Source organism: Aeromonas sp. RU39B (genome assembly GCF_900156095.1).
GTDB lineage: Bacteria > Pseudomonadota > Gammaproteobacteria > Enterobacterales > Aeromonadaceae > Aeromonas.
In genome coordinates, this window is record NZ_FTMJ01000002.1 from 174115 (window position 1) to 197077 (window position 22963).

21 protein-coding genes are annotated in these 22963 nt (G+C 60.2%); 9 read left to right on the top strand and 12 right to left on the bottom strand.

Annotation, left to right across the window (positions count from 1 at the left end; translation table 11 throughout):
* Positions 1-17: 17 nt before the first annotated feature.
* Entirely contained in the window at positions 18-644 is a 627-nt protein-coding gene (locus tag BW958_RS03595) for a TetR/AcrR family transcriptional regulator (RefSeq protein ID WP_076574362.1), read from the top strand.
* A gap of 41 nt (positions 645-685) precedes the next feature.
* Here the strand turns inward: BW958_RS03595 and BW958_RS03600 are convergent, their stop codons facing one another.
* Both BW958_RS03600 and moeA read right to left on the bottom strand, forming a co-directional pair.
* The gene (locus BW958_RS03600) at positions 686-1438 is read right to left on the bottom strand and encodes a molybdopterin-synthase adenylyltransferase MoeB (protein ID WP_076574363.1); all 753 of its coding nucleotides are present in this window, start codon (positions 1436-1438) and stop codon (positions 686-688) included.
* Positions 1435-2661: a molybdopterin molybdotransferase MoeA gene (gene moeA, locus BW958_RS03605; protein WP_076574364.1), complete on the bottom strand. Its 1227-nt coding sequence runs from the start codon at positions 2659-2661 to the stop codon at positions 1435-1437. Before moeA ends, BW958_RS03600 begins: the two co-directional genes overlap by 4 nt.
* Before the next feature lie 238 nt (positions 2662-2899).
* Between moeA and folE the strand changes: the two genes are divergently transcribed.
* The gene (gene folE / locus BW958_RS03610) at positions 2900-3562 is read left to right on the top strand and encodes a GTP cyclohydrolase I FolE (protein ID WP_076574365.1); all 663 of its coding nucleotides are present in this window, start codon (positions 2900-2902) and stop codon (positions 3560-3562) included.
* A 74-nt stretch (positions 3563-3636) separates the two neighbouring features.
* Here the strand turns inward: folE and BW958_RS03615 are convergent, their stop codons facing one another.
* Both BW958_RS03615 and BW958_RS03620 read right to left on the bottom strand, forming a co-directional pair.
* Complete coding sequence (locus BW958_RS03615) at positions 3637-5361, bottom strand: formate--tetrahydrofolate ligase (RefSeq protein WP_076574366.1); 1725 nt, start codon at positions 5359-5361, stop codon at positions 3637-3639.
* Positions 5362-5486: 125 nt separating this feature from the next.
* Positions 5487-6392, bottom strand: coding sequence for a LysR family transcriptional regulator (locus BW958_RS03620; RefSeq protein WP_076574367.1), 906 nt, complete (start codon positions 6390-6392; stop codon positions 5487-5489).
* Positions 6393-6494: 102 nt separating this feature from the next.
* Here BW958_RS03620 and BW958_RS03625 point away from each other — a divergent pair, with 102 nt between their 5' ends.
* The 4 genes from BW958_RS03625 (at position 6495) to BW958_RS03640 (ending at position 9368) form a co-directional block, all read left to right on the top strand.
* Complete coding sequence (locus BW958_RS03625) at positions 6495-7058, top strand: YceI family protein (protein ID WP_372628918.1); 564 nt, start codon at positions 6495-6497, stop codon at positions 7056-7058.
* Positions 7058-7786 carry a hypothetical protein gene (locus BW958_RS03630; protein WP_076574368.1) on the top strand — a complete coding sequence of 243 codons (729 nt, stop codon included), beginning with the start codon at positions 7058-7060 and terminating at the stop codon, positions 7784-7786. Before BW958_RS03625 ends, BW958_RS03630 begins: the two co-directional genes overlap by 1 nt.
* Before the next feature lie 182 nt (positions 7787-7968).
* The gene (locus tag BW958_RS03635) at positions 7969-9090 is read left to right on the top strand and encodes an adenosylhomocysteinase (protein ID WP_076574369.1); all 1122 of its coding nucleotides are present in this window, start codon (positions 7969-7971) and stop codon (positions 9088-9090) included.
* Positions 9087-9368: an Rdx family protein gene (locus tag BW958_RS03640; protein ID WP_076574370.1), complete on the top strand. Its 282-nt coding sequence runs from the start codon at positions 9087-9089 to the stop codon at positions 9366-9368. Before BW958_RS03635 ends, BW958_RS03640 begins: the two co-directional genes overlap by 4 nt.
* A 59-nt stretch (positions 9369-9427) precedes the next feature.
* Here BW958_RS03640 and BW958_RS03645 read toward each other — a convergent pair whose 3' ends face one another.
* A complete protein-coding gene (locus BW958_RS03645) occupies positions 9428-11158 on the bottom strand; it encodes a bifunctional ornithine lipid synthase OlsF (protein WP_076574371.1) in 1731 nt (576 codons plus the stop codon).
* Between the two features lie 81 nt (positions 11159-11239).
* A complete protein-coding gene (gene pepT / locus BW958_RS03650; RefSeq protein ID WP_076574372.1) occupies positions 11240-12463 on the bottom strand; it encodes a peptidase T in 1224 nt (407 codons plus the stop codon).
* Positions 12464-12721: 258 nt separating this feature from the next.
* Here pepT and BW958_RS03655 point away from each other — a divergent pair, with 258 nt between their 5' ends.
* Both BW958_RS03655 and speA read left to right on the top strand, forming a co-directional pair.
* Positions 12722-13096, top strand: coding sequence for a hypothetical protein (locus BW958_RS03655; RefSeq protein ID WP_076574373.1), 375 nt, complete (start codon positions 12722-12724; stop codon positions 13094-13096).
* Between the two features lie 585 nt (positions 13097-13681).
* A complete protein-coding gene (gene speA, locus BW958_RS03660; RefSeq protein WP_076574374.1) occupies positions 13682-15583 on the top strand; it encodes a biosynthetic arginine decarboxylase in 1902 nt (633 codons plus the stop codon).
* Between the two features lie 55 nt (positions 15584-15638).
* Here the strand turns inward: speA and BW958_RS03665 are convergent, their stop codons facing one another.
* From BW958_RS03665 to BW958_RS03675, 3 genes are all read right to left on the bottom strand, one after another.
* Positions 15639-17657 (bottom strand): methyl-accepting chemotaxis protein, encoded by a 2019-nt coding sequence (locus BW958_RS03665; protein WP_076574375.1) that lies wholly within the window; start codon positions 17655-17657, stop codon positions 15639-15641.
* Between the two features lie 190 nt (positions 17658-17847).
* Complete coding sequence (rsmS, locus tag BW958_RS03670; RefSeq protein ID WP_076574376.1) at positions 17848-18003, bottom strand: pleiotropic regulatory protein RsmS; 156 nt, start codon at positions 18001-18003, stop codon at positions 17848-17850.
* 93 nt (positions 18004-18096) lie between these two features.
* Complete coding sequence (locus BW958_RS03675) at positions 18097-18567, bottom strand: acyl-CoA thioesterase (protein WP_076574377.1); 471 nt, start codon at positions 18565-18567, stop codon at positions 18097-18099.
* Positions 18568-18715: 148 nt separating this feature from the next.
* On the opposite strand from BW958_RS03675, the gene BW958_RS03680 reads away from it, so the two are divergent.
* Positions 18716-19348, top strand: coding sequence for a tellurite resistance TerB family protein (locus BW958_RS03680; RefSeq protein WP_076574378.1), 633 nt, complete (start codon positions 18716-18718; stop codon positions 19346-19348).
* Positions 19349-19393: 45 nt separating this feature from the next.
* On the opposite strand, the gene BW958_RS03685 is transcribed toward BW958_RS03680, so the two are convergent.
* The 3 genes from BW958_RS03685 to BW958_RS03695 all read right to left on the bottom strand — a co-directional run bounded on the left by BW958_RS03685 (position 19394) and on the right by BW958_RS03695 (position 22936).
* On the bottom strand, positions 19394-20062 hold the full coding sequence (locus BW958_RS03685) for an NAD(P)H-dependent oxidoreductase (RefSeq protein WP_076574379.1): 669 nt from the start codon (positions 20060-20062) through the stop codon (positions 19394-19396).
* Between the two features lie 105 nt (positions 20063-20167).
* On the bottom strand, positions 20168-21340 hold the full coding sequence (locus BW958_RS03690; protein WP_076574380.1) for an MFS transporter: 1173 nt from the start codon (positions 21338-21340) through the stop codon (positions 20168-20170).
* 120 nt (positions 21341-21460) lie between these two features.
* The gene (locus BW958_RS03695; protein WP_076574381.1) at positions 21461-22936 is read right to left on the bottom strand and encodes a MocR-like pyridoxine biosynthesis transcription factor PdxR; all 1476 of its coding nucleotides are present in this window, start codon (positions 22934-22936) and stop codon (positions 21461-21463) included.
* Between the last annotated feature and the right edge of the window lie 27 nt (positions 22937-22963).

The window sequence follows — 22963 nt, forward strand, 5'->3', positions numbered from 1 at the left end:
CCCCTTTGCGAGCGTTTATGTCATCCGCTGATTCATCCAAGACGCCAACTCGTTATCACCACGGCGATTTGCCAAGCACTCTGCTCGCCGCCGTGGGAGATGTGCTGGCACAAGGGGGGCCCGATACTCTGAGCTTGCGGGAAGTGGCAAGGCGGGCTGGTGTATCGCACGGCGCGCCGGCTCATCACTTTGGTGATGCGCGCGGATTGTTGACGGCTTACGTGCGAGAGGCTTTTTTAGACTTGGCCGCCACTTTGCAGGCGACCCGCGTCGAAGGGGGAGAGCTTGCCCGGCTCAAGGCTCTAGGGATGGCATACGTGGAGTTTGCTCTGGCGCATCCGGCCCGCTATCAGCTCATGTTTCGCCGCCAGCGGATTGACCACGATGATTGCGCGTTGCAACAAGCTGCAGAGCAAGCCTTTTTACCTCTTGCTCAGTGTGTTGCCACTCTCACCAAGACGCCGCACAGCAGAGCGGCCGACAATCCATATCTGCTGTTGGCCTGGTCCAGCGTGCATGGCTTTGCGATGTTGGCTCTCGAGGGGATTCCTGCGGTGTTAAAACACAGCGACAACCAGTGGCGGGCTCAGCTTGGACAGATGCTCGACACACTGCTGGCAAGCTGGCCTTCGTCCGAGTCGTGAGGGTACAAAAAACCCGGCTCGCTTGGCCGGGCTTGGGGGCGTTAATCCGAGCAGCCGGGACAGCCTGGACGGCGGGGCAGACGCAGAGCACGAAACTGGCCGGTCAGCCCGTCAATCAATAGCATGCGGTGGGTGAGCGGCTCGCCGCAGCCCGAGAGCAGTTTGATGGCTTCGAGCGCCTGTAAACTACCGACCATGCCCACCACCGGCGCCATGATGCCGGCTTCGACGCAGGTGAGCGCCTGCTCGCCAAACAGCTGACTTAAGCACTCGTAGCAAGGCTCGCCCTGGCGCCACTGAAAGCTGCATACCTGACCTTCAAAGCGGATCGCCGCGCCGCTCACCAGCGGGACCTTGTGGGCCCGTGCGCGGCGGTTAAGCAAATTACGGGTCGAGAGGTTATCGCTGCAATCGAGGATCAGCTGATGAGTGGGCAGCAGCGCATCGAGGAGCGACTCGTCGGCGCCCTGGCAGTGGGTCGTGATGGTCAGGTGCGGGTTGAGGGCACGCAGGGCCGTGGCGGCGGAGTCCACCTTACTCTGGCCAATGCGCTCATCAGTGTGCAGCACCTGACGCTGCAGGTTGGAGAGCTCGACCTTGTCGTAATCGACCAAGGTGAGGTGACCGACACCGGCGAGCGCCAGATATTGGGCGGCGGCGCAGCCTAAACCACCGCAGCCAATGACCAGAACCCGGGCCTGCTTGAGCGCCTCTTGTCCCTCAAAATCGAACGATTTCAAGATGATCTGGCGGTTGTAGCGTAGCAGCTCGGCATCCGAGAGGATCTCGCTCACAGCAACATGCTCCCAAACAGCTCAACCGTGACGGTTTCACCGGCTTCTACCCGGCCGCGATCTTGCTCCAGCACGATGTAGCAGTTGGCCTTGGAGAGCGAGCTAAACACGCCCGAATCTTGCGATCCGGTGCTGCGTACCACCAGACCGCTGGCGGTGTTCTCCACGATCCCGCGTTGAAAATCGAGGCGGCCCGGCGCCTTTTTAAGGGCGGTGGCGGCGGTGGCACTCAGGCGCAGTGGCGCCTTGAGGGTCTCTCCGGCCAAGGTTGCCAGCGCGGGACGCACCAGCTGATCAAAGGTCACCATGGCCGAGACCGGGTTCCCGGGCAAGCCAAAGAACCACGCCTTGCCAAGGCGGCCAAACGCAAACGGCTTGCCGGGCTTGATGGCCAGTTTCCAAAAACCGATCTCGCCCTGCTCTTCAAGCAGCTGTTTGGTGTAATCGGCATCCCCCACTGACACGCCGCCCGAGGTGATGAGGGCATCAGCCTGCTCGCTGGCATGCAAAAACGCGTGACGCAGCGCCGCCGGATCGTCGGGAATAATGCCAAGATCGAGCAGCTCGATGCCGAGGCGCTCGAGCATGGCGCGCACGCCATAACGGTTGGAGTCGTAAATTTCGCCGTGGGCCAGCGGCTCGCCCACCATCTTGAGCTCATCACCGGTGCTCAGTAACGCCACACGCGGGCGGCGGCGCACGGCCACTTCGGCAATCCCAAGGGAGGCCAGCAGGGGCAACTCCCGCGCAGTCAGTCGCAGGCCTGCGGGCAGCACCTCGGCCCCTTCCTCAATGTCTTCACCACGGCGGCGCACGTTTTGACCCAGACGTGCCGGCTTGGTGAACGTCACCTCATCGCCATTGACCTCGGTCTCTTCTTGCATGATCACGCAGTCAGCGCCGGCAGGCAGCGCGGCGCCGGTCATGATCCGCACGCACTGACCGCTCTGGCACGCATCGCCGTCCTGCAGCGGGTGGCCGGCCAGGGCACGACCTTGTAAGGTGAGGGTGCTGCGATGTTGCAGATCGGCTGCGCGCAGGGCGTAGCCGTCCATGGCCGAGTTATCAAAGGGCGGGACGGCCATGGGGGAGATGATGGCGCTGGCCAGCACCCGGCCAAGACTGTCTGCCAGCGGCACGATTTCTTGTCCGTCCAGCGGGGTGAGTGAGGCGAGCATGTCGCGCAAGGCGCACTCGAGGGGACGCAGTGACTGATGACCCATGGGGTCCTCCTTCTGGTGATGACACGCGTGGAGAAGGGCGGATTATCCCAAAAATGGTCGCAAATGGGCAGGGTGATGGAGCACTCGGTATCAATCATTGGCCAGCATGGCGCGCATAGGGTCAGAAGTTGTCCGGATATTGCGGGCGATCAAGGGTGCTTGTCCCTTGCAATCTGCTGGCTTCGCGCTTCTACTATGGGCCGAGCTGGCTCTAATAATGAAGAAAAGAGAGTGAACCATGAGTGACCTGAGTCCCCACGCCCGTCTGGTCCGTGATGCCCTGGTGGCACAGGGACTGGAAACCCCATTGTCCCCCAATGGCCTGGGGCAGGGTGAAAAACGCCAGAAAATCGAAGAGCACATGCGTGCCATTATGGAAGTGCTTGAGCTGGATTTAAGTGATGACAGCCTGGCCGAAACGCCTCATCGCATTGCCAAAATGTTCGTCGGCGAGATCTTTGCCGGCCTCGATTACGCCAACTTCCCCAAGGTGACGGTGATCGAGAACAAGATGCAGGTCGATGAGATGATCCTGGTGCGTGATATCACCCTCACCAGCACCTGCGAGCACCACTTCGTGACCATCGATGGCCTGGCTCATGTGGCTTACATCCCCCGTGGCAAGGTGATTGGTTTGTCCAAGATCAATCGCATCGTGCAGTTTTTTGCCCGTCGCCCGCAGGTGCAAGAGCGGCTGACCCAGCAGATCTTGCTGGCACTGCAGACCCTGCTTGGCACTCAGGATGTGGCCATCAGCATGACCGCCACCCACTACTGCGTCAAAGCGCGGGGCGTGATGGATGCCAATTCTGCCACCACCACCACCTCCCTGGGGGGCGTCTTTAAAACCCAGCCGGCGACGCGCTCGGAGTTTTTAGCCGGTTTGCGCGCGCCTCGCTAAGTCTTGGCGATAGCGTTTGCCATAAACAACGGCCCCGCACAGTGCGGGGCCGTTGTCGTTGCAGAGCTAGTGTGCTACTGCAAACCGATAATCTCACCGTGCTCGTCAATGTCGATATGGCGATAAGCCGGTAGGCTGCCAAGACCTGGCATGGTCATGATGGGGCCGCACAGAGCATAGATAAATCCGGCGCCGGTGCAGGCGACCAGCGACGCGATGGGCAGGGTAAAGCCGCTGGGCACCCCCTTGAGCATGGGGTCATGACTGATGGAGAGCGGCGTTTTGGCCATGCACAGCGGCAAGTGGCTAAGCCCCTCGCGCTCCAGCTTTACAAGCTCAGTAGTGGCCTGCTCGCTTAAGGTAACGCCAGCGGCCCCGTAGCCGACTCGCGCAATGGTCTCGAGTTTTTCCATAAGCGTAGCGTTGTCTGGATAGAGCTCGGTGACCTCACCGGGCTGCTGACAGGCATCAACCACAGCGCGAGCCAGCTCGGCCGCGCCTTCGCCACCGCGGGCAAAGGCTTCTGATACGGTCGCTGCAATGGCTCCATGACGACGGGCGATAAACAGCACCTCGTCGAGCTCATCGGCGGTGTCATCGGGGAAACGGTTCAATGCCACAACCACCGGCACGCCGTAGCGACGCGCGTTGGCGATGTGCCAGCAGAGATTTTCGCATCCTTTGGCCAGCAGCTCGGCATTGGGCTCGGTCAAGTTGGTCGGCAGCGGTTGGCCGGGTTTGAAGCTAAAGGCGCCGCTGTTGGCCTTGATACCGCGCACGGTCGCAACCAGCACGACGCAGGAGGGTTGCAGACCGCTTTGGCGCTGCTTGATATTGAAGAACTTCTCCAGCCCCATGTCGGAGCCAAAGCCGGCCTCGGTCACCACATAATCGGCGTGGCGCAGGGCGATGCGATCGGCGATCACCGATGAGTTACCGTGGGCAATATTGGCAAACGGGCCGGCATGCACCAGCACCGGGGTCTGCTCGGTGGTCTGCAGCAGGGTGGGGGCGAGCGCCTCTTTCAGCAGTACCGTCATGGCGCCGGCCACTTCGAGGTCGTCTGCGGTGATGAGGCTGCCGTCAACCCGCTCGGCCAATCGAATGCGGCCAATACGCCGGCGCAGATCCTGCAAATCCGTGGCCAGCGCCAAGATTGCCATCAGCTCGGAGGCCGCAGTGATCACGAAATGCTCGGCTCTCTCCACGCCATCTTCGGCGCCGCCCTGGCCAATGGTGACATGGCGCAGCGCCCGATCATTCATGTCCATGGCGCGTGGCCAGAGGATGCGGGCAATCTCAAGGCGCGCCAATCCGGTGCGCTCGGTAAAGGCTTCCCCCAGTTTCTGCTCATGAAACAGACGGGCATCGAGCGCTGCGGCCGCCAAATTGTGGGCGGCCGTGACGGCATGAAAATCCCCGGTCAGATGCAGGTTCATCTCTTCCATCGGCAGCACCTGAGCGCGACCGCCACCGGCGGCGCCCCCCTTGACCCCGAATACCGGCCCAAGGCTTGGCTGGCGGATACAGGCAATGGCCGGATGACCGATATGGTTAAGCCCCATCGAAAGTCCGAGCGTGGTGACCGTTTTCCCTTCGCCAAACGGCGTCGGGGTGATGGCGCTGACCAGCACCAGTTTGCCTTTCTCGATGGCCGGTTGGCGCAACAGGGCCGGATCCAGCTTGGCTTTGTGCCGGCCGTAAGGGAGGACAAAACGGGGATCGATCCCCAACTGCTCGGCCAGTGTCTGGGCATCTTGCAGCGGTTGATGGCGGGTAAGGGGGATGGCGTGTTGCATCGGACTCCTGCTAAAACCAATGTAAAACGTTTGTCTTGGGCGCAAAAGGGTAGTGATTCACGCCGCCTGATTCCATGACCGATAACAAATTATGCCATGAAATAGGGGTGAATTAGGTCACTGAACTAGATAAGACCCGCATCCCAGTAGTAAGGCGCCGAAAAACGCTGCTCGACAAACTCGATAAAGCGCCGCACCTTGGCCGAGACGAAGCGACGATGGGGATAGATGGCATGCAGGCGCACCGGATCGCGATGCCACGTTGGCAAAATGCGCACCAGCTCGCCGCTTCGCAGCGCATCACCGACGATAAAGGTCGGCTGCAGTATGATGCCCATGCCATCAATGGCGGCGCGGGTCAGCGCCACGCCATTGTTGGCCTTGAGCGGCCCTTGCGGGCGCACGCTGACTCGCTCGCCTTCACACTCGAGCGTCCACTCCAGCGGGCTTAACGTGTAGAGCAGGCAGTCGTGATGGCGCAGCTCATCCGGGCTCTCTGGCGTACCGCGGCGCGCCAGATAGTCGGGGCTGGCGCAGAGCAGGATCTCCATTTGTGCCAGTGGCCTTGCGACCAGCGAGGAGTCGGGCAAGGTGCCGATCCGCAGTGCCAGATCAAACCCCTCTTCGACCAGTGCAACACGGCGATCGCTGTATTCGATATCCAGTGTCAGATCCGGGTATTGCTCGCGAAAGGCGGGCAGGGAAGGGGCCAGGTGCAGATAACCAAAGTCCATCGGTACCGTGAGACGCAAGGTCCCCTGCGGCTGCTGACTCTGTTGGGTCAGTTGGCTGTGGGTCTCTTCAAGTTCAGCCAGCAATGCCACGCAGCGCTGGTAGTAAAACTGCCCCGCTTCGGTGGGGTGCACCCGCCGGGTGGTGCGTGACAGCAGACGGGTGGCCAGCGACTCTTCGAGTTGCAACATCTGCTTGGAGGTCATGGCGACCGAGATGCCAAGCTGCTGCGCCGCCTTGGTAAAGCTCTGCGATTCAACCACTTTGATAAAGGTTCGCATTGCCGAGAGCTGATCCATTTTCCACCCTCAGTTGATAATATATTTATAGAATCGCTGATTATCATGAGTTAACGCAAGGCTAACATCTTGGCTTCTTCCAACCCCCCTGAGGAACCCTTGATGATTAAGCTGAAACACACCCTGCTGGCCGCTGCCCTGCTGAGCTCCACTGCCGTCATGGCCGCTGACTATGATGTGGATCCGGCTCACACCACCGTCCAGTTCAAGATCGGTCACCTGGGCTTTTCCGAGCTGGTAGGTCGTTTTGATAAATTCTCTGGCAACTTCTCTGTGGATGATGCCAACCCGGCTGCCGCCAAGGCCAGCTTTGAAGTGGATGCCGCCAGCGTCGACTCCAACCACGAACCCCGTGACAAGCACCTGCGCAGCCCCGATTTTCTGGATGTGAAGAGCTTCCCCAAGATCACCTTTAGCAGCACTGCCTATGAAGGCTCCAAAGAGAAGGGTGTGCTCAAGGGTACCTTGACCATGCACGGTGTCAGCAAGGAAGTGGCCTTCAATCTGGTTCACGTGGGCGAGGGCAAAGATCCGTGGGGCGGCTATCGCAGCGGCTTTAACGCCACCACCACCATCAAGCGCAGCGATTTTGGCGTGAAATACATGATTCCGAACATCCCTGACGAGATGACACTGTCCCTGTTCGTGGAAGGTGTGCGCCGCTAATGGGTGTTCAACTGCTGTTACAAAGTGCAGCACTGCCGCTTCTGGCCGTGCTGCTCTCCTGGCGTTGGCCGCGATGGCAGTGGCTGTTTGCCGCGTTGGCGATGCTGGGCGTAGCCCAGTGGCTTGAGCCTTACGCCTGGCCCGCTAAGGCGTGGCAATGGCTGCCAGCGCTCTTGCTGCCGGCCCTGTTTGGCTTGCAAGCTAACCATCGCATCGAGTGGGGAGGGTATGCAGTGCTGACCCTGCTGCTCGGTGGGGTGGCCACTGGTTCACTGCTTTCCACGGCGCCAGAGGCGGCCTTACTGGTGCTGCCTGCCATCCTGGCTTATGGCGTGCTGCGTGCGCTGGGGGATACGCCGGAAGGGCTGGGGTTTGCTCTGGCATTTCTGTGGCTGGCGCTGGTCATCGGCATTGATGGCAGTTTGCTGATTGCCCAGCTCAGTGGCGCTCTGGCGGCGCTGGCTGGTCTGGCGGCATTGCGTGCGCTGGTCAGCGGTCCGGTCTCCTCGGCCGGCTTTGCCGCGGCGCTTGCCATGATGCAACTGCTGGCCTGGCAGTATGTCGAAGTGCCGCTCAAGGTACTGCTGCCAACCTGGATTCTCGTGGCACTCGATTTGCTGCTGCGCAACCAACCGGTTTGGCGGCGTTGGGCGGTGCTGATTGTGGTGGGGGCAGCCGGAATTGGCGTCAGCCTCTGGGCGGTTTGGCCTACTGAGTCATTGTATTGAAACCGCTTAAATAACAATCGGATAGAGTTATTATTGCGAGCTTTGTGACAAAGCTCGCAGATACCGATTGAGCCGCTCAATGGTTTCATATAAAACAGGGTCTTATTACGGACCTAAGTAGACCCGGGCGCTGTCCCGGGTCTACTTGATCCTGTCGTTGTGCGCACTCAAGGAGGCTATCGTTGCGCAGTCAAGGATCCGAGCGTCAATTTTTCGGCCATTTCACCGCTCAAGGCCACATACAGGACCTCTGCATTCTGCTGGTGACTCACCTGCTGCCAGATCGTCCTCTTTTTATCGAGACGCTGGCTCGGATCGGGCGCATCGGGGCGATTTTGCCCAAGCCGAAGTCGATACATGCGGCCACGCTCGAGCGTGTCAGTCGCCAATATCCGGTGGTGGAGCTCGATCGCCGCTGGACGGTGGATCCGGCGTTGGCGCTGCCACGGATAAGTCAGCTTATGAAGGAGCATGAGCGGCTGGTGATCCTGGATATCGGTGGTTACTTCGCCACGCTTTTACCTGCCTTGCAGCAACACTTCGGCGAGCGTTTTCTCGGCGTGGTGGAGATGACCGAAAATGGCCATCAGCGCTATCTGGAAGGGCCGGTGCCGGCACCGGTTATCTCGGTGGCGCGCAGTCCGCTCAAGCAGGCTGAAGACGTGCAAATCGGGCTCAGCGTCGTTTACTCGGCCGAGTCGTTAGCGCGTGGTCTGAACCGGACGTTCAACGCCTGTCAGGCGGCGTTATTCGGTTATGGCAAGGTGGGGCGCAGCATTGCGCTGGAGCTGCGCAGTCGCAACCTGTGGCTCGATCTGGTCGAAACCTGCCCGCTGCGCCAAGTCGAAGCCCTGTCGCACGGCTTTCATCTGGTGGATAAAGAGACGGCGCTGTCGCGCGCCGAGCTGGTCATCAGCTCCACGGGCAATGGCGTATTGAGCCAGCAAGATCTGTTGCTGCTACGCCCGGGCGCCATGCTGGCGTCCGTCACCTCGGCCGATGACGAGTTCGCGTTTACGCTCAGTGAGCTGAAATGGCCAAGTGTTGAGATTTGCGATCGGGTGCTGCAATTAACCCGTCCCGACGGCAGCGTCATCTATCTGCTCAACCGTGGTGAGGCGGTCAACTTTGTCCACGGCGCCGTCATCGGTGAATATGTTTATCTGGTGCTGGCCGAGATCATCGAAGGGGTCCGCCAGCTGGCCGAAACCCGTCATCGCAGTGGCGTGCATGAACTGCCGCTGGCGGTGATGCGTGATATTGCCCGTCTGTGGCTCAATGATTTTCATGGAGTGTCGAAATGAAGCCAAGGATTGAGATCCGTTATTGCACCCTGTGCCGCTGGATGCTGCGCGCGGCTTGGCTCGCACAAGAGCTGCTCTCAACCTTTGACGGTGAGCTTGGTGAAGTGGCACTGGTGCCGGCCAGCAAGGGGGAGTTTCGCATCCTGGTCGATGGGGTACAGGTGTGGGATCGGGTGGTCGATGAGGGCTTCCCCGAGGCCAAAGAGATTAAGCAAAGAGTGCGCGATATCATCGCGCCAGATCGGGATCTTGGCCACAGCGACCGGCAATCCCATTAATAGGGCAGGCAAAAAGAGAGGGATGGCGAAGGCCATCCCTGTTGATTTTATGGCTGGTGTTAGCTGGCAAGCTCGGTAGGGCGCGCCAGGTGCGGCGCAATATAGCGCTGATATTTGCTCTGCTTGAGCGCATGCAGATCGACCCACACCAGACCATCGACGCAGTAGCCAAAATCCGGATCAACGCCAAAATCGAGAAACTGTACGCCGCCCGGCTCGCACAGATCGGCATACTGCTTGTAGAGGGTGGGAATGGCGCAGCCCAGATTGTCGAGTTGCCCCTTGAGGGTAGCAAGCTCCTCGCGGTAATCCACGGCGGCCAGTGGCGGCACTGTGGTTCGACTTGGGTGTGGCTGTGGTTGCGGATAGGGGCGGTGGGCTGCGGCCAGCGATTCACTGCTGCCAAAATGGCGCTGGAAAAAACTGACCAGCAGATCTCGCGCCGAGGCTGGCAGCGTGCCAGAGATAGAGACCGGTCCGTAGAGATAGCGATATTCCGGGTGGCGGGCCAGCACGGCGCCAATACCATACCAGAGATAATCGAGGCCACGCTTGCCCCAGTAGGCGGGCTGGATAAAGCTGCGGCCAAGCTCGACGGCTTGCTGCAGTTTTGGCGCCATGGCCGGCGCGAAGTGAAACAGGCCGTGACAGTAGAGTCCCTGTTCCCCCTTGAGGGTCATCAGCTCAGAGACCGCAGCAAAGCGGTAGGCGCCGATAATTTCCAGCGCTTTGGGATCCCACAGCAGCAGATGCTGATAGTGGTCATCAAAGCCATCGAGATCGCGCCGCTTGCCGGTGCCTTCGCCCACGGCGCGAAACGCCACCTCCCGCAATCGACCCAATTCACGCAATATCGGGCTGTGCTCACTGTCTTGGCGACGATAGAGTCGGATCTCCTGGCCATCGGGGGTAAGCCCGAGCAGTTCGCTTTGGTTGATCGCCCGGTTAAGGCGAGTGCGATCTTCGGGCAGCGCGATCGGCGTATCGGTGGGCAGGCGCGGCTTTTTACCGCGACCAATGCGATAGACATGCTCGCGCACCAGCTTGGCTGCCAGTGGCGGGGGCAGGGCGTCGAGCGCATCGCGTTGCAGGCGCCGACCGATGGTGATGGTCAGACTGCGCTGGCGCTGGCGAAACAGCTCATCAACCAGCAGCAGGCCGGAGAGGGGTTTACTCAGCCAAGAGGCGAGATAGAAGTGACTGCTGTTGCGCCCGGCGACGTGCAGCGGCACCAGTGGCGCGTTGGTGCGCCGTGCCAGCTTGATAAAGCCCGGGCTCCAGCGGCCATCCCTGATGCCATTCGGGCCAAGGCGGGACACTTCACCGGCTGGAAACACGATCAGTGCGCCCTCGCGCTCGAGGTGCTCGCCCATGGCGCGCAGCGCCTCACGGCCGGTTTTGCCGCTGAGGTTGTCCACGGGTAGCAGCAGAGGTTGCAGTGGCTCGATCACCGAGAGCAGTTGATTGGCCACGATTTTCACATCGCCGCGTAATCGTCCGACCAGGCGCAACAGCGCCAGTCCATCCAGTGAGCCAATCGGATGGTTGGCGACCAGAATGACGCGCCCGCGCGCCGGTACGTTTTCCAGCTGGGCATCATCATGCTGGCAATCGAGCTCGAGATGGCACAGCGCCTGCTCGACAAAGTCCATACCGCGCAGGTGCGGAAAGTCGCTGGCAAAGCGCCGGAACTCTGATTCGTGCAGCAAGCTGCGCAGTAGCGGTCGCAGCAGGGTCGGGAAGGGAAGCCGAGGCAGGTGATCGGCGAGGATGGCATCAACACTGAACATGGGCGCAGCTCCTTGCAAGATGCGCCCAGAGTGACCCGCCACTGTGACAGTAGCGGGTCAGATAGATGACGAAATGGTGTCTTAGCCGCGCCAGTCGGCGGTCAGACGCACCAGATTGACCAAGGTTTGCACCGCTTTTTCCATCACCTGGATTGAGATGAACTCGTGCTTGCCGTGGAAATTGTGGCCACCGGTAAACAGGTTCGGGCAGGGCAGCCCCATAAACGAGAGGCGTGCGCCGTCAGTGCCACCACGGATCGGCGTCACCTTGGGCTGCACATCAGACTCAACCATGGCCTGACGGGCCAGCTCGATGATGTGCAGATGCGGCTCGACCTGGCTGCGCATATTGCGATAGCTGTCGGTGATGGTGAGCTCGATGCGGGCATCGCGGTAGCGGCGGCGCAGCTCGGTCACCCGATCTTCAAGCAGCGCCTTGCGCGCAGCAAAACCGGCTTCGTCGAAGTCGCGGATGATGTAGTGCAGGGTGGTCTCTTCCACCGTGCCACTGCTGTGGGTCAGGTGGAAAAAGCCCTCGTAGCCTTCGGTGCACTCCGGGGTTTCATCGGCAGGCAGGAAGGTGTGGAACTGAGCGGCCAGTGTCTGGCTGTTGATCATGGTGTTTTTGGCGCTGCCCGGGTGCACGTTGTTGCCGATAAAGCGAACGGTGGCACTGGCGGCGTTGAAGTTTTCAAACTCCAGCTCACCTTGCTCGCCGCCATCGACGGTGTAGGCCCAGCGCGCCTTGAAGCGATCGAGCGGGAAGCGGTCGGCACCACGGCCAATCTCTTCATCCGGGGTAAAACCAATCCAGAGATCGCCTCGGGGCATGTCGGGGTTGGCCAGCAGGGTCTCGACGCAGGTGATGATCTCGGCAATACCGGCCTTGTCATCGGCGCCGAGCAAGGTGGTCCCATCGGTGGTGATAAGATCGTGCCCCAGGTAGTTTTTCAGAAAGCGGAACTGGCGCAGAGAGAGCACTTCATCCCCCTTGCCAAGACAGACGTCGCCGCCCTGATAGTTCTCGACGATCTGCGGTTGCACGTTACGAGCTTCGTAATCGGCCGTGTCCATGTGTGCAATCAGACCTATCGCCGGTGCCTCGCTGACGTTGCCGGGGAGCAGCGCGGTGAGGTAGCCGTTCTCATCGAGCGTCACGTCACGAAGACCCAGATCGCTCAGCTCGCGTGCCAGCGCTTGACCAAGCACACGCTGGCCGGGCGTGCTCGGGCAGCTGGTGGAGTCGGCATCGGAGCGGGTATGAAAGGAGACATAGTGCAAAAAGCGGTCGACAACGGAAGTCATGGCAAAACTCAACGGTTACAACGGAGCGTGCATTGTGAGCAGGATCACGGCCAAAATCTTTGTCCCAGAACAGGGTTTGTGAAGAAGATTCGAAGCCAGATAACATTTCAACAACCTGAAACTGACGCAGTGCTGTCGGATGCCGAGTGGGGAGCACAAGAAAAAAAGTGATGTTTTTTTGCGCTGGAGCAGGATGCTGCGGCTATCACTGTTGCTAGCCTGACGCTTCACTTATGACAATTTATGCAAGGAGGCGTTATGGACTATTCAGTGTTTCAGCACCAGTTGCAGCAACACGAACTGGATGAAGAGGCCGTACTGAGCCTGCTTGACTGGATCCGGCAGTGGCAGCGCGAGGCGCCGGCCTGCCAGCTCAATCGGGGGGAACGCCTTTGCAGCGTCGATTTTTTCTGGCCCCAGCATCACGACAAGCCGCTACTGCAGGTTGATGGCTATGGGCGCATCTGGTTCTATCATCAGCGTATGGCCGGCGCTGCCTTGTTCAACGCGCTGAAATCGGCGTTTGGCATTCTATTCAGCGCGCAGGAACACCCCACCGTGAGCTGTTTGCATCCCCCCTTCTGGCAGGGACAATTGCCGGTTTTGACGCAGTTGATCAAAGGTCATTTTTGAGCATTTTTTCTATTGTCACTGGGCCAACTCTGTGTGTAAACTCCGCGCCGATCCAACGCCTTGGCGACCCTGAATGGTCCCGGTTGCGGGTCATGCGCCCTCACGGGCGAGGCATGCAGAAACGCCAGACACTGCAGGAGTTTTGGTTTCTTTCGTACCGGCGTCGCCGGTAGCAGGGAGAGCAGCATACACGCAACGATGTGCGGTGACCGATTGAGCGACGCGGCTCACACTTTTCCCTTGTCATGGGCGGTCATCGACGACAGGCGTGCTGTGGTGTCGTTTCCGGTTCATCATCCCGATGCGCCGGTGTCTCGTCCCACTCCCTGAAACCACCCTGGTCTTCGCTTCTGCGGCCAAAGGATGAGTTGGCAGCGTGGCAACTAGCTGTCGCCATCAAAGCGTCGCGGAATACGTCTAACGTATCCCCCGCATACTGTTGAGCTTGATGTAAAGCCACCAGCCCCACATCAAGACTCGTTACTTCCCAAAATCCACCAGGCAGCCTTGGCTTGCCGCAAATGGTCTGGATGTGATCGAGGGTAACGAAGGCGGCGCAAGCCGCTCATTAGCGAGGCATAGCCCATGACTAACTGGTCCAGCAAGGACTCTCTGAAGGTCTATAACGTCCCCTACTGGGGAGCCGGTTTCTTCGGTATCAACGAGGCCGGTCACGTCACCGTGGCCCCCGACAAGTCGCGTCCCGAAGCCAAGATCGTCATCTCTGACGCTATCGAACAACTGCGTCAGGCCGGCCTGACCACCCCCGTTCTCCTGCGCTTCCCCGACATTCTCAAGAGTCGGGTCGATGCCCTGTTCAATGCGTTTGGCCAGGCTATCGAAAAATCAGGTTACGAGGGTGACTACCTGTGCGTTTACCCGATTAAGGTGAACCAGCAGCGTCGCGTTATCGAGACCATCAGCTCCGCCTACACCGACAAGCCGCGTCTCGGTCTCGAAGCCGGCTCCAAGCCCGAGCTTCTGGCGGTGCTGTCTCATCATCACGAGCAGGGATCAGTGATCGTCTGCAACGGCTACAAGGATCGGGAGTACGTGCGTCATGCGCTGCTCGGTAACCTGATGGGCCACAAGGTGGTGATCGTTGTTGAAAAGCCCTCCGAGCTCGACATGGTGCTCGAAGAGTCTGCCCGTCTCAACATTCGTCCGCACATCGGCGTGCGTGCCCGTCTGGCCTCTACCGGCTCGGGTATGTGGGAGTCGAGCGGCGGTGCCATGTCCAAGTTTGGCCTGAGCGCCAGCCAGATCCTCAAGCTGGTCGAGAAGCTGCGTCACATCGGCAAGCTCGATTGCCTCGAGTTGCTGCACTTCCACCTCGGCTCGCAGATTGCCAATATCCGCGACATCCAGGGCGGTGTGCGCGAATGTGGCCGCTTCTATGCCGAGCTGCGTCGTCTGGGTGCCAATGTCACCATCGTCGACGTGGGCGGCGGTCTGGGGGTGGACTACGAAGGGACCCGTTCCCAGAGCCACTGCTCGGCCAACTACAGCCTCTCCGAATACGCCAACAACGTGGTGTGGGGCATCGGCGATGTGTGCCGCGAGTTCGACCTGCCGCATCCGACCATCATCAGCGAGTCGGGCCGTGCCCTGACTGCCCACCACGCCGTACTGGTCACCAATGTGATCGGTGCCGAAGGGGTGAGCATGAGTGATATCGGCGCGCCGGGCGAGGAAGATCCGACCATCCTGCGCAACATGTGGCAGAGCTGGCAGGACCTGCACGGGGAAGATCCTTCCCTGCTGGAGATCTTCCACGACTCCCACGCCGATCTGGCCGACGTCAACACCCAGTACACCATGGGTCTGCTCAATCTTGAGCAGCGTGCCTGGGCCGAGAGCCTGCACCAGAACATCAGCCTGGCCATCAAGGAGCGCCTCAACCCGGTCAACCGCAACCACCGCGATCTGGCCGACAAGCTGAGCGAACAGCTGGCAGACAAGTGCTTTGCCAACTTCTCCCTGTTCCAGTCGCTGCCGGATGCCTGGGGTATCGGTCAGGTGTTCCCGGTATTGCCGCTCACCGGTCTCGATCGTCCGCTGACCCGTCGCGGTATCCTGATGGACATCACCTGTGACTCCGACGGTCAGGTGGAGCACTACGTCGATGGTCTTGGCGTAGAAACCACCCTGCCGATGCCGGAGTATGCCGACAACGAAGATTGCCACATCGGCTTCTTCCTGGTGGGCGCATATCAGGAGATCCTCGGTGACCTGCACAACCTGTTCGGTGATACGCACTGCGCAGAAGTGTGGCTCGATGAGCAAGGTGAGATGGATATCCGTAACGTGGTGCGTGGCGACACCGTCGACCAGCTGCTGCGTTATGTGAACATCGACCCGTCGGTCATTCGTGAAAACTACCACCAGATCGCTCATAAGCTGGCCCTGGGCGACGACGCCCGCAAGGCGCTGCTCGACGAGCTGGAGCTCGGTCTGCAAGGTTACGCCTACCTCGAAGAGGAATAAGGCGCAGCGCAAATGAAAGCGGCACCCTCGGGTGCCGTTTTGCTATCGGTTGCTATCAGAGTCGGAAGCTTTGCACCACATCGCGTAGCTGATCGCTCAAACTGCGAATATGGCTGGCGGCATTGCGGGCATCGGCCGCGACCGTCAGCGCTTCATCACTGCCATCAGAGATGCGCACCACGTTGCGTTCAATCTCGGCCACCACGCTGACCTGCTCTTCAATGGCGCTGGCAATCACGTGGTTGCTCTCGACCATCCGATCAACCTTATCGGTGATGCTGGCAAAGGCCTGCTTGGCCTCTTGTGCCAGCGCCACGCCATTGCCGGCCTGGCTACGGGCACCGCTCATGGCATCGACCGAGCGGCGCGCTTCATTTTGCAGCTCTTCAATCATGCGCTGGATCTCAACCGTCGAGCTTTGGGTGCGTCCTGCCAAAGAGCGCACTTCATCGGCCACCACGGCAAAGCCGCGGCCCTGCTCACCGGCCCGCGCCGCCTCGATGGCCGCATTGAGTGCCAGCAGATTAGTCTGCTCGGCGATGGCGCGGATCACGTCAATGACGCCGCCAATGCGGGTGCATTTCTCTTCCAGCTCAGCGATGGTCTGGGCCGAGCCGGATACTTCCCGGTCGATAAAGCCGATGGCGTTGATGGTGCGATCGAGCACCGCTTCGCCGGCATTGACCACTTGCTGGGTCTGCTGGGTCATCTGCGCTGCTTGCTGGGCGTGGTTGCCCATCTCTTGCGACGTCGCCGCCAGCTGCTTGACGGCGGTGGCGACCAGATGGGTTTCATCCTGCTGGCCCTGGATCACCGCCAAAGAGCCCGTCGTGCGCTGCTCGATATTGCCGGCGCTGTCGGCGACTTCCATGCCGTTGCTCTGCATCTTGGTCATCAGCTCGCGCAAGGTGCCGAGGGTCACGTTGTAATCGCGGCTGATCGCGGCCAGCTCGTCGTTACCGGTCACCTGTACCTGCTGGCTCAGGTCACGGCTGTTGACGCGGGCGGCGATGCGGCGAATGTTGCCTACGGTCTCTTGCAGCGAAATATAAGCCCCGATCATCAGATAGAGGTAGACCGCCAGCACCAATAGCAACATGCCGATGATGAGCCAGAACTGGGAGAGGTTGGCGTCGTGACGTGTTTGCAGATCTTGCTTGAGCAGGCTGACCGCCTGCTGATTCAGTTCCGCCAGCGCCTGATTCATCTCGTCACCTAAGCTAAGTACCTCCGCCGGAGAGAGTTGCACCTGCTGATCTTTCATCAGCTTGTTTTCCAACACCTCGATACCGGCGCGCAGCTTGGCAACGGTGGCATCACTCTGCTGGCCGAGACGATTGCGATAGCCGGGCTCCATCTGATAGAGCAGGTCGAGATCCTGCTTGAGCTCGTCGAGGGAGGCGCTGATAAGATCGATACGAAAACGCAGGCTGGCATAGCCATCGGACTGGAACAGTCCGAAATCGGCAATGGTGGCGGCACGATCACGCACCTGACTGACCAGATCGCGCAGCTGTGGCAGGCGCTCGGTGCTGAAGATCACCATATCGTAGGTGCCAAGGTAAGGGTCCTGAATAAGGCCCGTGTCGGCAGAAATGCTTTTGTAGAGCCGGCGCAAGTTGGCCAGCAGGCGATCGTTGGCGTTATTAGCTTGGCTGGCATCAAGGGTCGCCAGCGCGGTCGGGGAGGCCTGCCAGGCTTGTTGCAGGGCGCTCAGCGCGCCCTGACTGCTGGTGGCGCCCTGTTCGCTGCGTGCCACCTCGTTGAGTGCCTGCTCAACGGCCGCGCGGGCAGACGCCACGTCGCTTTGTGGCGCCGGTTTGAGCTCAAAGTAGTGCTGATTGACCAAGTTGCGGTATTGCAGCAGGGCCGGCTCCAGGGTCTGAAGCGGAGCAAGGCGAGTCAGGCCACTTAGCTCGTCTTCAACCAGCCGGTTTTCATCTTGCAAGCGCTGCAGCAACGTCGCCATGCCATAGGCCAGCGGCAGTAGCATCAGCAGCGACCAGAGCAGGAACTTGAACTTGAAGGGAAGGTGGTTGGCCAGCCGGATGGCGGGCATGAAAATCCATCTCATGGGATACCTTGCTGTCAATATCAGGTTGTTATGCTGCCATTATCGGAGCCATGGCTCCGTGCCAGTGTGGCAGTCTCTCTTTTCAATAACGGTAATGACCTGAAAACCTTGAGATTGACAAGTCATTTCTGGGATTTCTCCCGCTTTTATGGATAAAAGGTCTGAAAAGGGCTCCTAATGGCCCTTTTCCTCAATAGGGTTGCTGCTCGCGGACTTTGCGCTGGTAGTCTCGTTCGACAATCGCCAAGGCTTTGAGTACCAGCTCGGGCGGTAAACGGTGATTTTCCAGCAGCTCGATCAGATCGACGGCGAGCTGCACCTCTTTGGGGGCCTGCTCCAGCGACATGAGACATCCTTGGGTGGGGATCAGGGGGGCAGTATAATGGGCCGCCGGACGCGGCCCAAGATGGAAAATACAATGGCGTGCGGACCGGCACATTTAAAGGTGCGGGCGCATCTCCCGGTCAATCAGCTCGCGCAGCTCGACCAGCCGGATGGCGTATTGCTCCAGCTTTTTCTGCTCGTCGGTGTGGGGCGTCCAGCTTGGCACGGTGCGCGGTTTACCGTGCTCATCCATGGCCACGAAAATGATAATGCAGTGGGTGGTCTTACAGCGCTCCCGCTCGGTAGTGTGACGGCTATAGACATCGACCGCCAGGTGCATGCTGGTGGTGCCGGTGTGGATCACCTGGGCGTGCACTTCGACCAGTTGACCAATCTGGATGGGGTGGATAAAGCGGATGCCGCCCACGTAAACGGTGACGGCATAGCCGCCGCTCCAGCCTGAGGCGCAGGCATAACCCGCTTGGTCAATCCACTTCATCACCATGCCCCCGTGCACCTTGCCACCGAAGTTGACATCTGAGGGCTCGGCGAGAAACTGCAGGGTTAACTCTCTGGGTGGGCTCATGTTTTTTCCTCTTGTCGATGGCTGGCAACCAAGCATGCCGCTCTCTTACACACTCTGTTGAGCATGCGCCCATCATGGGCGAAACGCCATTCACATCAGATTCAAATCCCGTTTGAAAATATGGGGTACACACTGACAGGAGATGGCCATGAAACAGATACTCGATCAACTGCTTGGCAGCGGCAAAGGCTGGCTGGAGCAGGGCGGTGAGAAACGCAAAGGTCAGTTGCAGGGGGCGCTGGCTGGCGGTGCGCTCGGTATGCTGCTCGGTCATCGCAAGGTAAATAAATACGCTGGCAAGATTGCCGCGCTTGGCGGCGCTGCTGCGCTCGGCGGTCTTGCGCTCAAGCTCTATCAGGATTGGCAGGCTGGCCAGGCAGGCGCTGGTGGCGGCTCGCCACCCCAGCCGCTGGCAACGCTGGAAGGGGAGGCGCTCGATCAGCGCGCTGCGCTCTTGGTTCGCGCCATGATTGCTGCTGCCCGCGCCGATGGCCACATTGATGAAACTGAGCGACAGCGTATCAGCGACCACTTAAGTGCGTTGGGGCTGCGTGATACGGCCCGCTATATCGACGGCGAGTTGGCCCGTGCGCTCGACCCGCACGCATTGGCGCGGGAGGTAACAGATATGGAGCAGGCGACCGAGCTCTATTTTGCCTCGTTACTGGCCATTGAAGTGGATCACTTTATGGAGCACGGTTATCTCGACGAGTTGGCGCGAGCCTTGCGCCTTGATCCCGATCTGAAAGGGCGTATTGAGCAGCAAGTGGCCGCGCTTTAGCAGGCGAGTGACCGCCATGGCGGCCTCGCTATATGGTCAGCGGCGCTAGCGGGTGGCGCCGATGACGGGCGTTTCCAGCTCGACGGTGGTAAGGCGAGCGGCCCATTCGTTGAGCCACTGATCGCGCACCGCCTCGGCCACCTGCTGCGGGGCGTGAAAGATGGCCGGTTGCAGCACATCAAAACCGACATAGTGCAACATGCCGTGGGCAATCGGGGCCAGCAAGGTGTCCATGTCACCGCACGGCGCATCCGGATGAAAGGCGCTGGCGGGCTCACCGGTGGTGAGTGAAAGCAGCGCCTTGCGCCCGGCAAAACGTCCCTCCCGATGGGTATATCCCGGCGTGTGAATACGGCCGAGGGCAAAGACCCGGTCAACCCATCCCTTGAGAATGGCAGGCATGCCAAACCACCAGAGCGGAAACTGGAACAACAGCAATTCGGCCTCTTCCAACTTGGCCATCTCACCATCAATTTCGGCGGCAAAGGTGTCGGTTTCGCTGGCGATCAGCTGCTCATGGCGCAGCGAGAGGTAATCCGGGTTGCCCATATCGAGGAAATTGCGGCGATCTGACACCGGATCAAACCCCATGGCATAAAGATCGCTGGTCATGACCGTATGTCCGGCGGCCTCCAGGGTATCTATCGCGGTGTCAAACAGCGCACCGTTGAAACTCTGTGGCTCGGGATGGGCATAGACGATCAAAACCTTCATCGGACAACTCCAGCAACGGCGGTTTCCCAGCATACCGTGAGTTGCCGACGGCGCCCACCTTCCTTGGGGGTAAGAGGGCGCCGGGTCACATATCTTTACTACTGGTTAACTTTCCACGGGCAGCAGAGCGCCTTGGCTCGGCCTGAGATAGGTCAATCCCAATGCCATCAGGACGATCAACGAGCCTATCCAGGGCGTGTGCATCAGCCCCAACTGGCTAACGATGAGTCCGCCCAGGCTGGAACCAATCGCGATCCCGATATTGAATGCCGCGATATTAAGACCCGATGCCACATCCACCGCCTTGGGCGCATGCAGGCGAGCCTCCTGCACTACCAGCAGCTGCAGCCCCGGCACGTTACCAAACGCAAACGCCCCCCAGACCAGCACGGTCAACACCACCAAGATGGCGTGCGGCGCCGTCAGTTGCAGCATCATTAATACTGCCGCGAGGCCAAAAAACATGATGCGCAGCGCCTTGATGGGGCCAAGTCGGTCGGCCAACTTGCCGCCCCAGATGTTGCCCACTGCCACCGATACGCCGTACACCAGCAGCACCAGGCTCACTGCGTTGGCCGAAAAACCGCTGATCTGCTGCAAAATCGGAGCGAGGAAGGTAAAGGCCGTAAACGCACCGCCGTAACCCAGCGCGGTCTTGGCATACACCTTCAGTAGCGGCAGACGGGTCAGCACGCCCAGTTGTTCACCTAAGGTGGCCGCTTCCCCTTTGGGCAGATTCGCCGGGATCAGCAGCAGGCTGCCAACCAGCGCAATGGCGCCGAGCAGGCTGACGACGAGGAAGGTCTCACGCCAGCCGACGTGTTGGCCAATCCAGGTGCCGAGCGGGACGCCAGTCACCAGCGCCACGGTCAGGCCACTGAACATGATGGCGATGGCACTGGCGGCCTTATCGCGCGCAACCAGCCCGGTTGCAATGGTCGAGCCGATGGAGAAAAACACGCCGTGCGCCAGGCCCGTCACCACCCGGGCGATCACCAGCGTGGTGTAATCGGGCGCCTGCCAGGCCAGCAAATTACCGATGGTAAAGAGCAGCATCAGACCGACCAACAGCCATTTACGCGGCAAGCGGGCGGTGAGAGCGGTTAGCACCGGAGCACCCACGGCGACGCCAAGGGCATAGAGACTGACCAGCAAACCGGCAGATGGCAAAGGCACCTGCAGTTGCTCGGCGATGGTCGGGACCAGCCCGACAATAACAAATTCGGTGGTCCCGATGGCAAAGGCGCTCAGGACTAGCGCAAAGAGGGCAAGCGGCATGAGTTCTCCGTGTGTTGCATTGGAAATGGTCTTGGAATGCCGCGCAGTATGAAGAGAAGTGTTGTTGCTAAAAATGCCTGAATTGGCAAATTACTATTGATTTAAGAGCATCAATCTCCGTCACCGATGGGGCGTTCTGGCCATCTCCAGTATGGGAACCAGCACAGCGATCGCCGCGCTCATCTGCTCGTCGGTAAAGCCGCCAAACCCGAGCAACAGTCCACGAGCGTGATGGGGCTCGGCATAGGTGGGGGAGAGCGGGCGCAGTGCCACGCCACGGGCCAGGGCTTGCCGGCAGATCGCCACATCGTCCATCTCTGGCGGCAGCCAAAGCAGCAGGTGCATGCCTTGATCAGACGGTTGCACCGTCAGCCAAGGCAGCGCGTCGGTTAGCATGGCAAGCAGATTGTCGCGCGCTTTGGCATAGACGCTGCGCACCCGGCGCAGGTGCGCGTTAAAAAAGCCCTGTTTAAGGTAGGCCGCCAGCACATGTTGCTCGGCCAGCGGCGAGCCGCGTCCCAGCAGGATGCGGGCACCGAGTAGTGCCGGTTTCAACGCCGGCGGCGCCACCAGATAGCCCAGGCGAAGTGAGGGAGCCAGCACTTTGCTGAATGTGCCAAGGTAGATAACCCGTTCGCCATCAATGCCTTGCAGAGCCGGAAAAGGCGGACTGCCAAAGCGCAATTCGCTGTCGTAGTCATCTTCCACAATCCAGCTTTGGTTGCGCTGCGCCCACGCCAGCAGCGCCAACCGCCGTGGCATGGAGAGCGGCATCCCAAGCGGGTAGTGGTGAGAGGGGGTCACAAAGGCGACCTGTGCGCCGGGCGCCATCTGTTCGCCGCGAGCGATATCAATGCCCTGCTCATCCACCGGCACGTGGGCCATCGTGATGCCAAGGCTGGTGAGCAGGGCCGTCAGTCCGCCATAGGCAGGATCTTCAACCAACGCCGTGTGACCCGGTTCAAGCAGCGTCATTGCAGCGACATAGAGGCCCTGCTGGGTACCTTCGGTGAGGATGATCTGATCAGGCTCGCAGTGCACCGCCCGCGAGGTGCGCAGGTAATCACACAGTGCCTCGCGCAGCGCCGGCAATCCTTGCGGATCGCCATAGCTGCCAAGTTGGGCGGGCTGACTGGCCAATACCCGTTGCCGCAGTCTCAGCCAGTGGCGATCTGGCGCCACTTTGCCACAAGGTACGGCCATGGCAAACGGGATAGCCGGCAGCGGGTTAAAGGCGCTGGCAACAGCGGCCAAGGATGCAGAGCGTGGCGGCAATGCCGGAGTGGGGGCGGTGATGGCCATGCCGCTTGGCTTTTGCACGTTAGGCAATGCCCGGCAGACCCGGGTTCCAGCGCCGTGCTCGGCGTCGAGATAACCTTCGGCGATAAGCTGCTCATAAGCGCTGGTGACAGAGCTTCGCGAGATACCGAGCTGCATTGCCAGCAGGCGTGAGGAGGGGAGCTGATCGCCCGCTTGCAGCTGGCCAGAGCGGATAAGGACTCTGAGTCGTTGGCACAGGGCCGGCACAATGCGCCGGCCATCACGCTTAAGCACGCCCAGTGCGGCTAACTCCACCATGTTTACCTGTCTGCTCATGAACCAGTGCCCTGTCTGCTGTGCTGA

Coding starts and splice junctions, on each gene's coding strand:
- BW958_RS03645 (WP_076574371.1), bottom strand. CDS start 11,158: ATGTTCAGTGTTGATGCCATCCTCGCCGATCACCTGCCTCGGCTTCCC.
- BW958_RS03685 (WP_076574379.1), bottom strand. CDS start 20,062: ATGAAGGTTTTGATCGTCTATGCCCATCCCGAGCCACAGAGTTTCAAC.
- rsmS (WP_076574376.1), bottom strand. CDS start 18,003: ATGTCGCTGGAGCAGGCCCCCAAAGAGGTGCAGCTCGCCGTCGATCTG.
- moeA (WP_076574364.1), bottom strand. CDS start 2,661: ATGGGTCATCAGTCACTGCGTCCCCTCGAGTGCGCCTTGCGCGACATG.
- folE (WP_076574365.1), top strand. CDS start 2,900: ATGAGTGACCTGAGTCCCCACGCCCGTCTGGTCCGTGATGCCCTGGTG.
- BW958_RS03595 (WP_076574362.1), top strand. CDS start 18: ATGTCATCCGCTGATTCATCCAAGACGCCAACTCGTTATCACCACGGC.
- BW958_RS03620 (WP_076574367.1), bottom strand. CDS start 6,392: ATGGATCAGCTCTCGGCAATGCGAACCTTTATCAAAGTGGTTGAATCG.
- BW958_RS03640 (WP_076574370.1), top strand. CDS start 9,087: ATGAAGCCAAGGATTGAGATCCGTTATTGCACCCTGTGCCGCTGGATG.
- BW958_RS03665 (WP_076574375.1), bottom strand. CDS start 17,657: ATGAGATGGATTTTCATGCCCGCCATCCGGCTGGCCAACCACCTTCCC.
- BW958_RS03680 (WP_076574378.1), top strand. CDS start 18,716: ATGAAACAGATACTCGATCAACTGCTTGGCAGCGGCAAAGGCTGGCTG.
- pepT (WP_076574372.1), bottom strand. CDS start 12,463: ATGACTTCCGTTGTCGACCGCTTTTTGCACTATGTCTCCTTTCATACC.
- BW958_RS03690 (WP_076574380.1), bottom strand. CDS start 21,340: ATGCCGCTTGCCCTCTTTGCGCTAGTCCTGAGCGCCTTTGCCATCGGG.
- speA (WP_076574374.1), top strand. CDS start 13,682: ATGACTAACTGGTCCAGCAAGGACTCTCTGAAGGTCTATAACGTCCCC.
- BW958_RS03630 (WP_076574368.1), top strand. CDS start 7,058: ATGGGTGTTCAACTGCTGTTACAAAGTGCAGCACTGCCGCTTCTGGCC.
- BW958_RS03695 (WP_076574381.1), bottom strand. CDS start 22,936: ATGAGCAGACAGGTAAACATGGTGGAGTTAGCCGCACTGGGCGTGCTT.
- BW958_RS03625 (WP_372628918.1), top strand. CDS start 6,495: ATGATTAAGCTGAAACACACCCTGCTGGCCGCTGCCCTGCTGAGCTCC.
- BW958_RS03655 (WP_076574373.1), top strand. CDS start 12,722: ATGGACTATTCAGTGTTTCAGCACCAGTTGCAGCAACACGAACTGGAT.
- BW958_RS03675 (WP_076574377.1), bottom strand. CDS start 18,567: ATGAGCCCACCCAGAGAGTTAACCCTGCAGTTTCTCGCCGAGCCCTCA.
- BW958_RS03615 (WP_076574366.1), bottom strand. CDS start 5,361: ATGCAACACGCCATCCCCCTTACCCGCCATCAACCGCTGCAAGATGCC.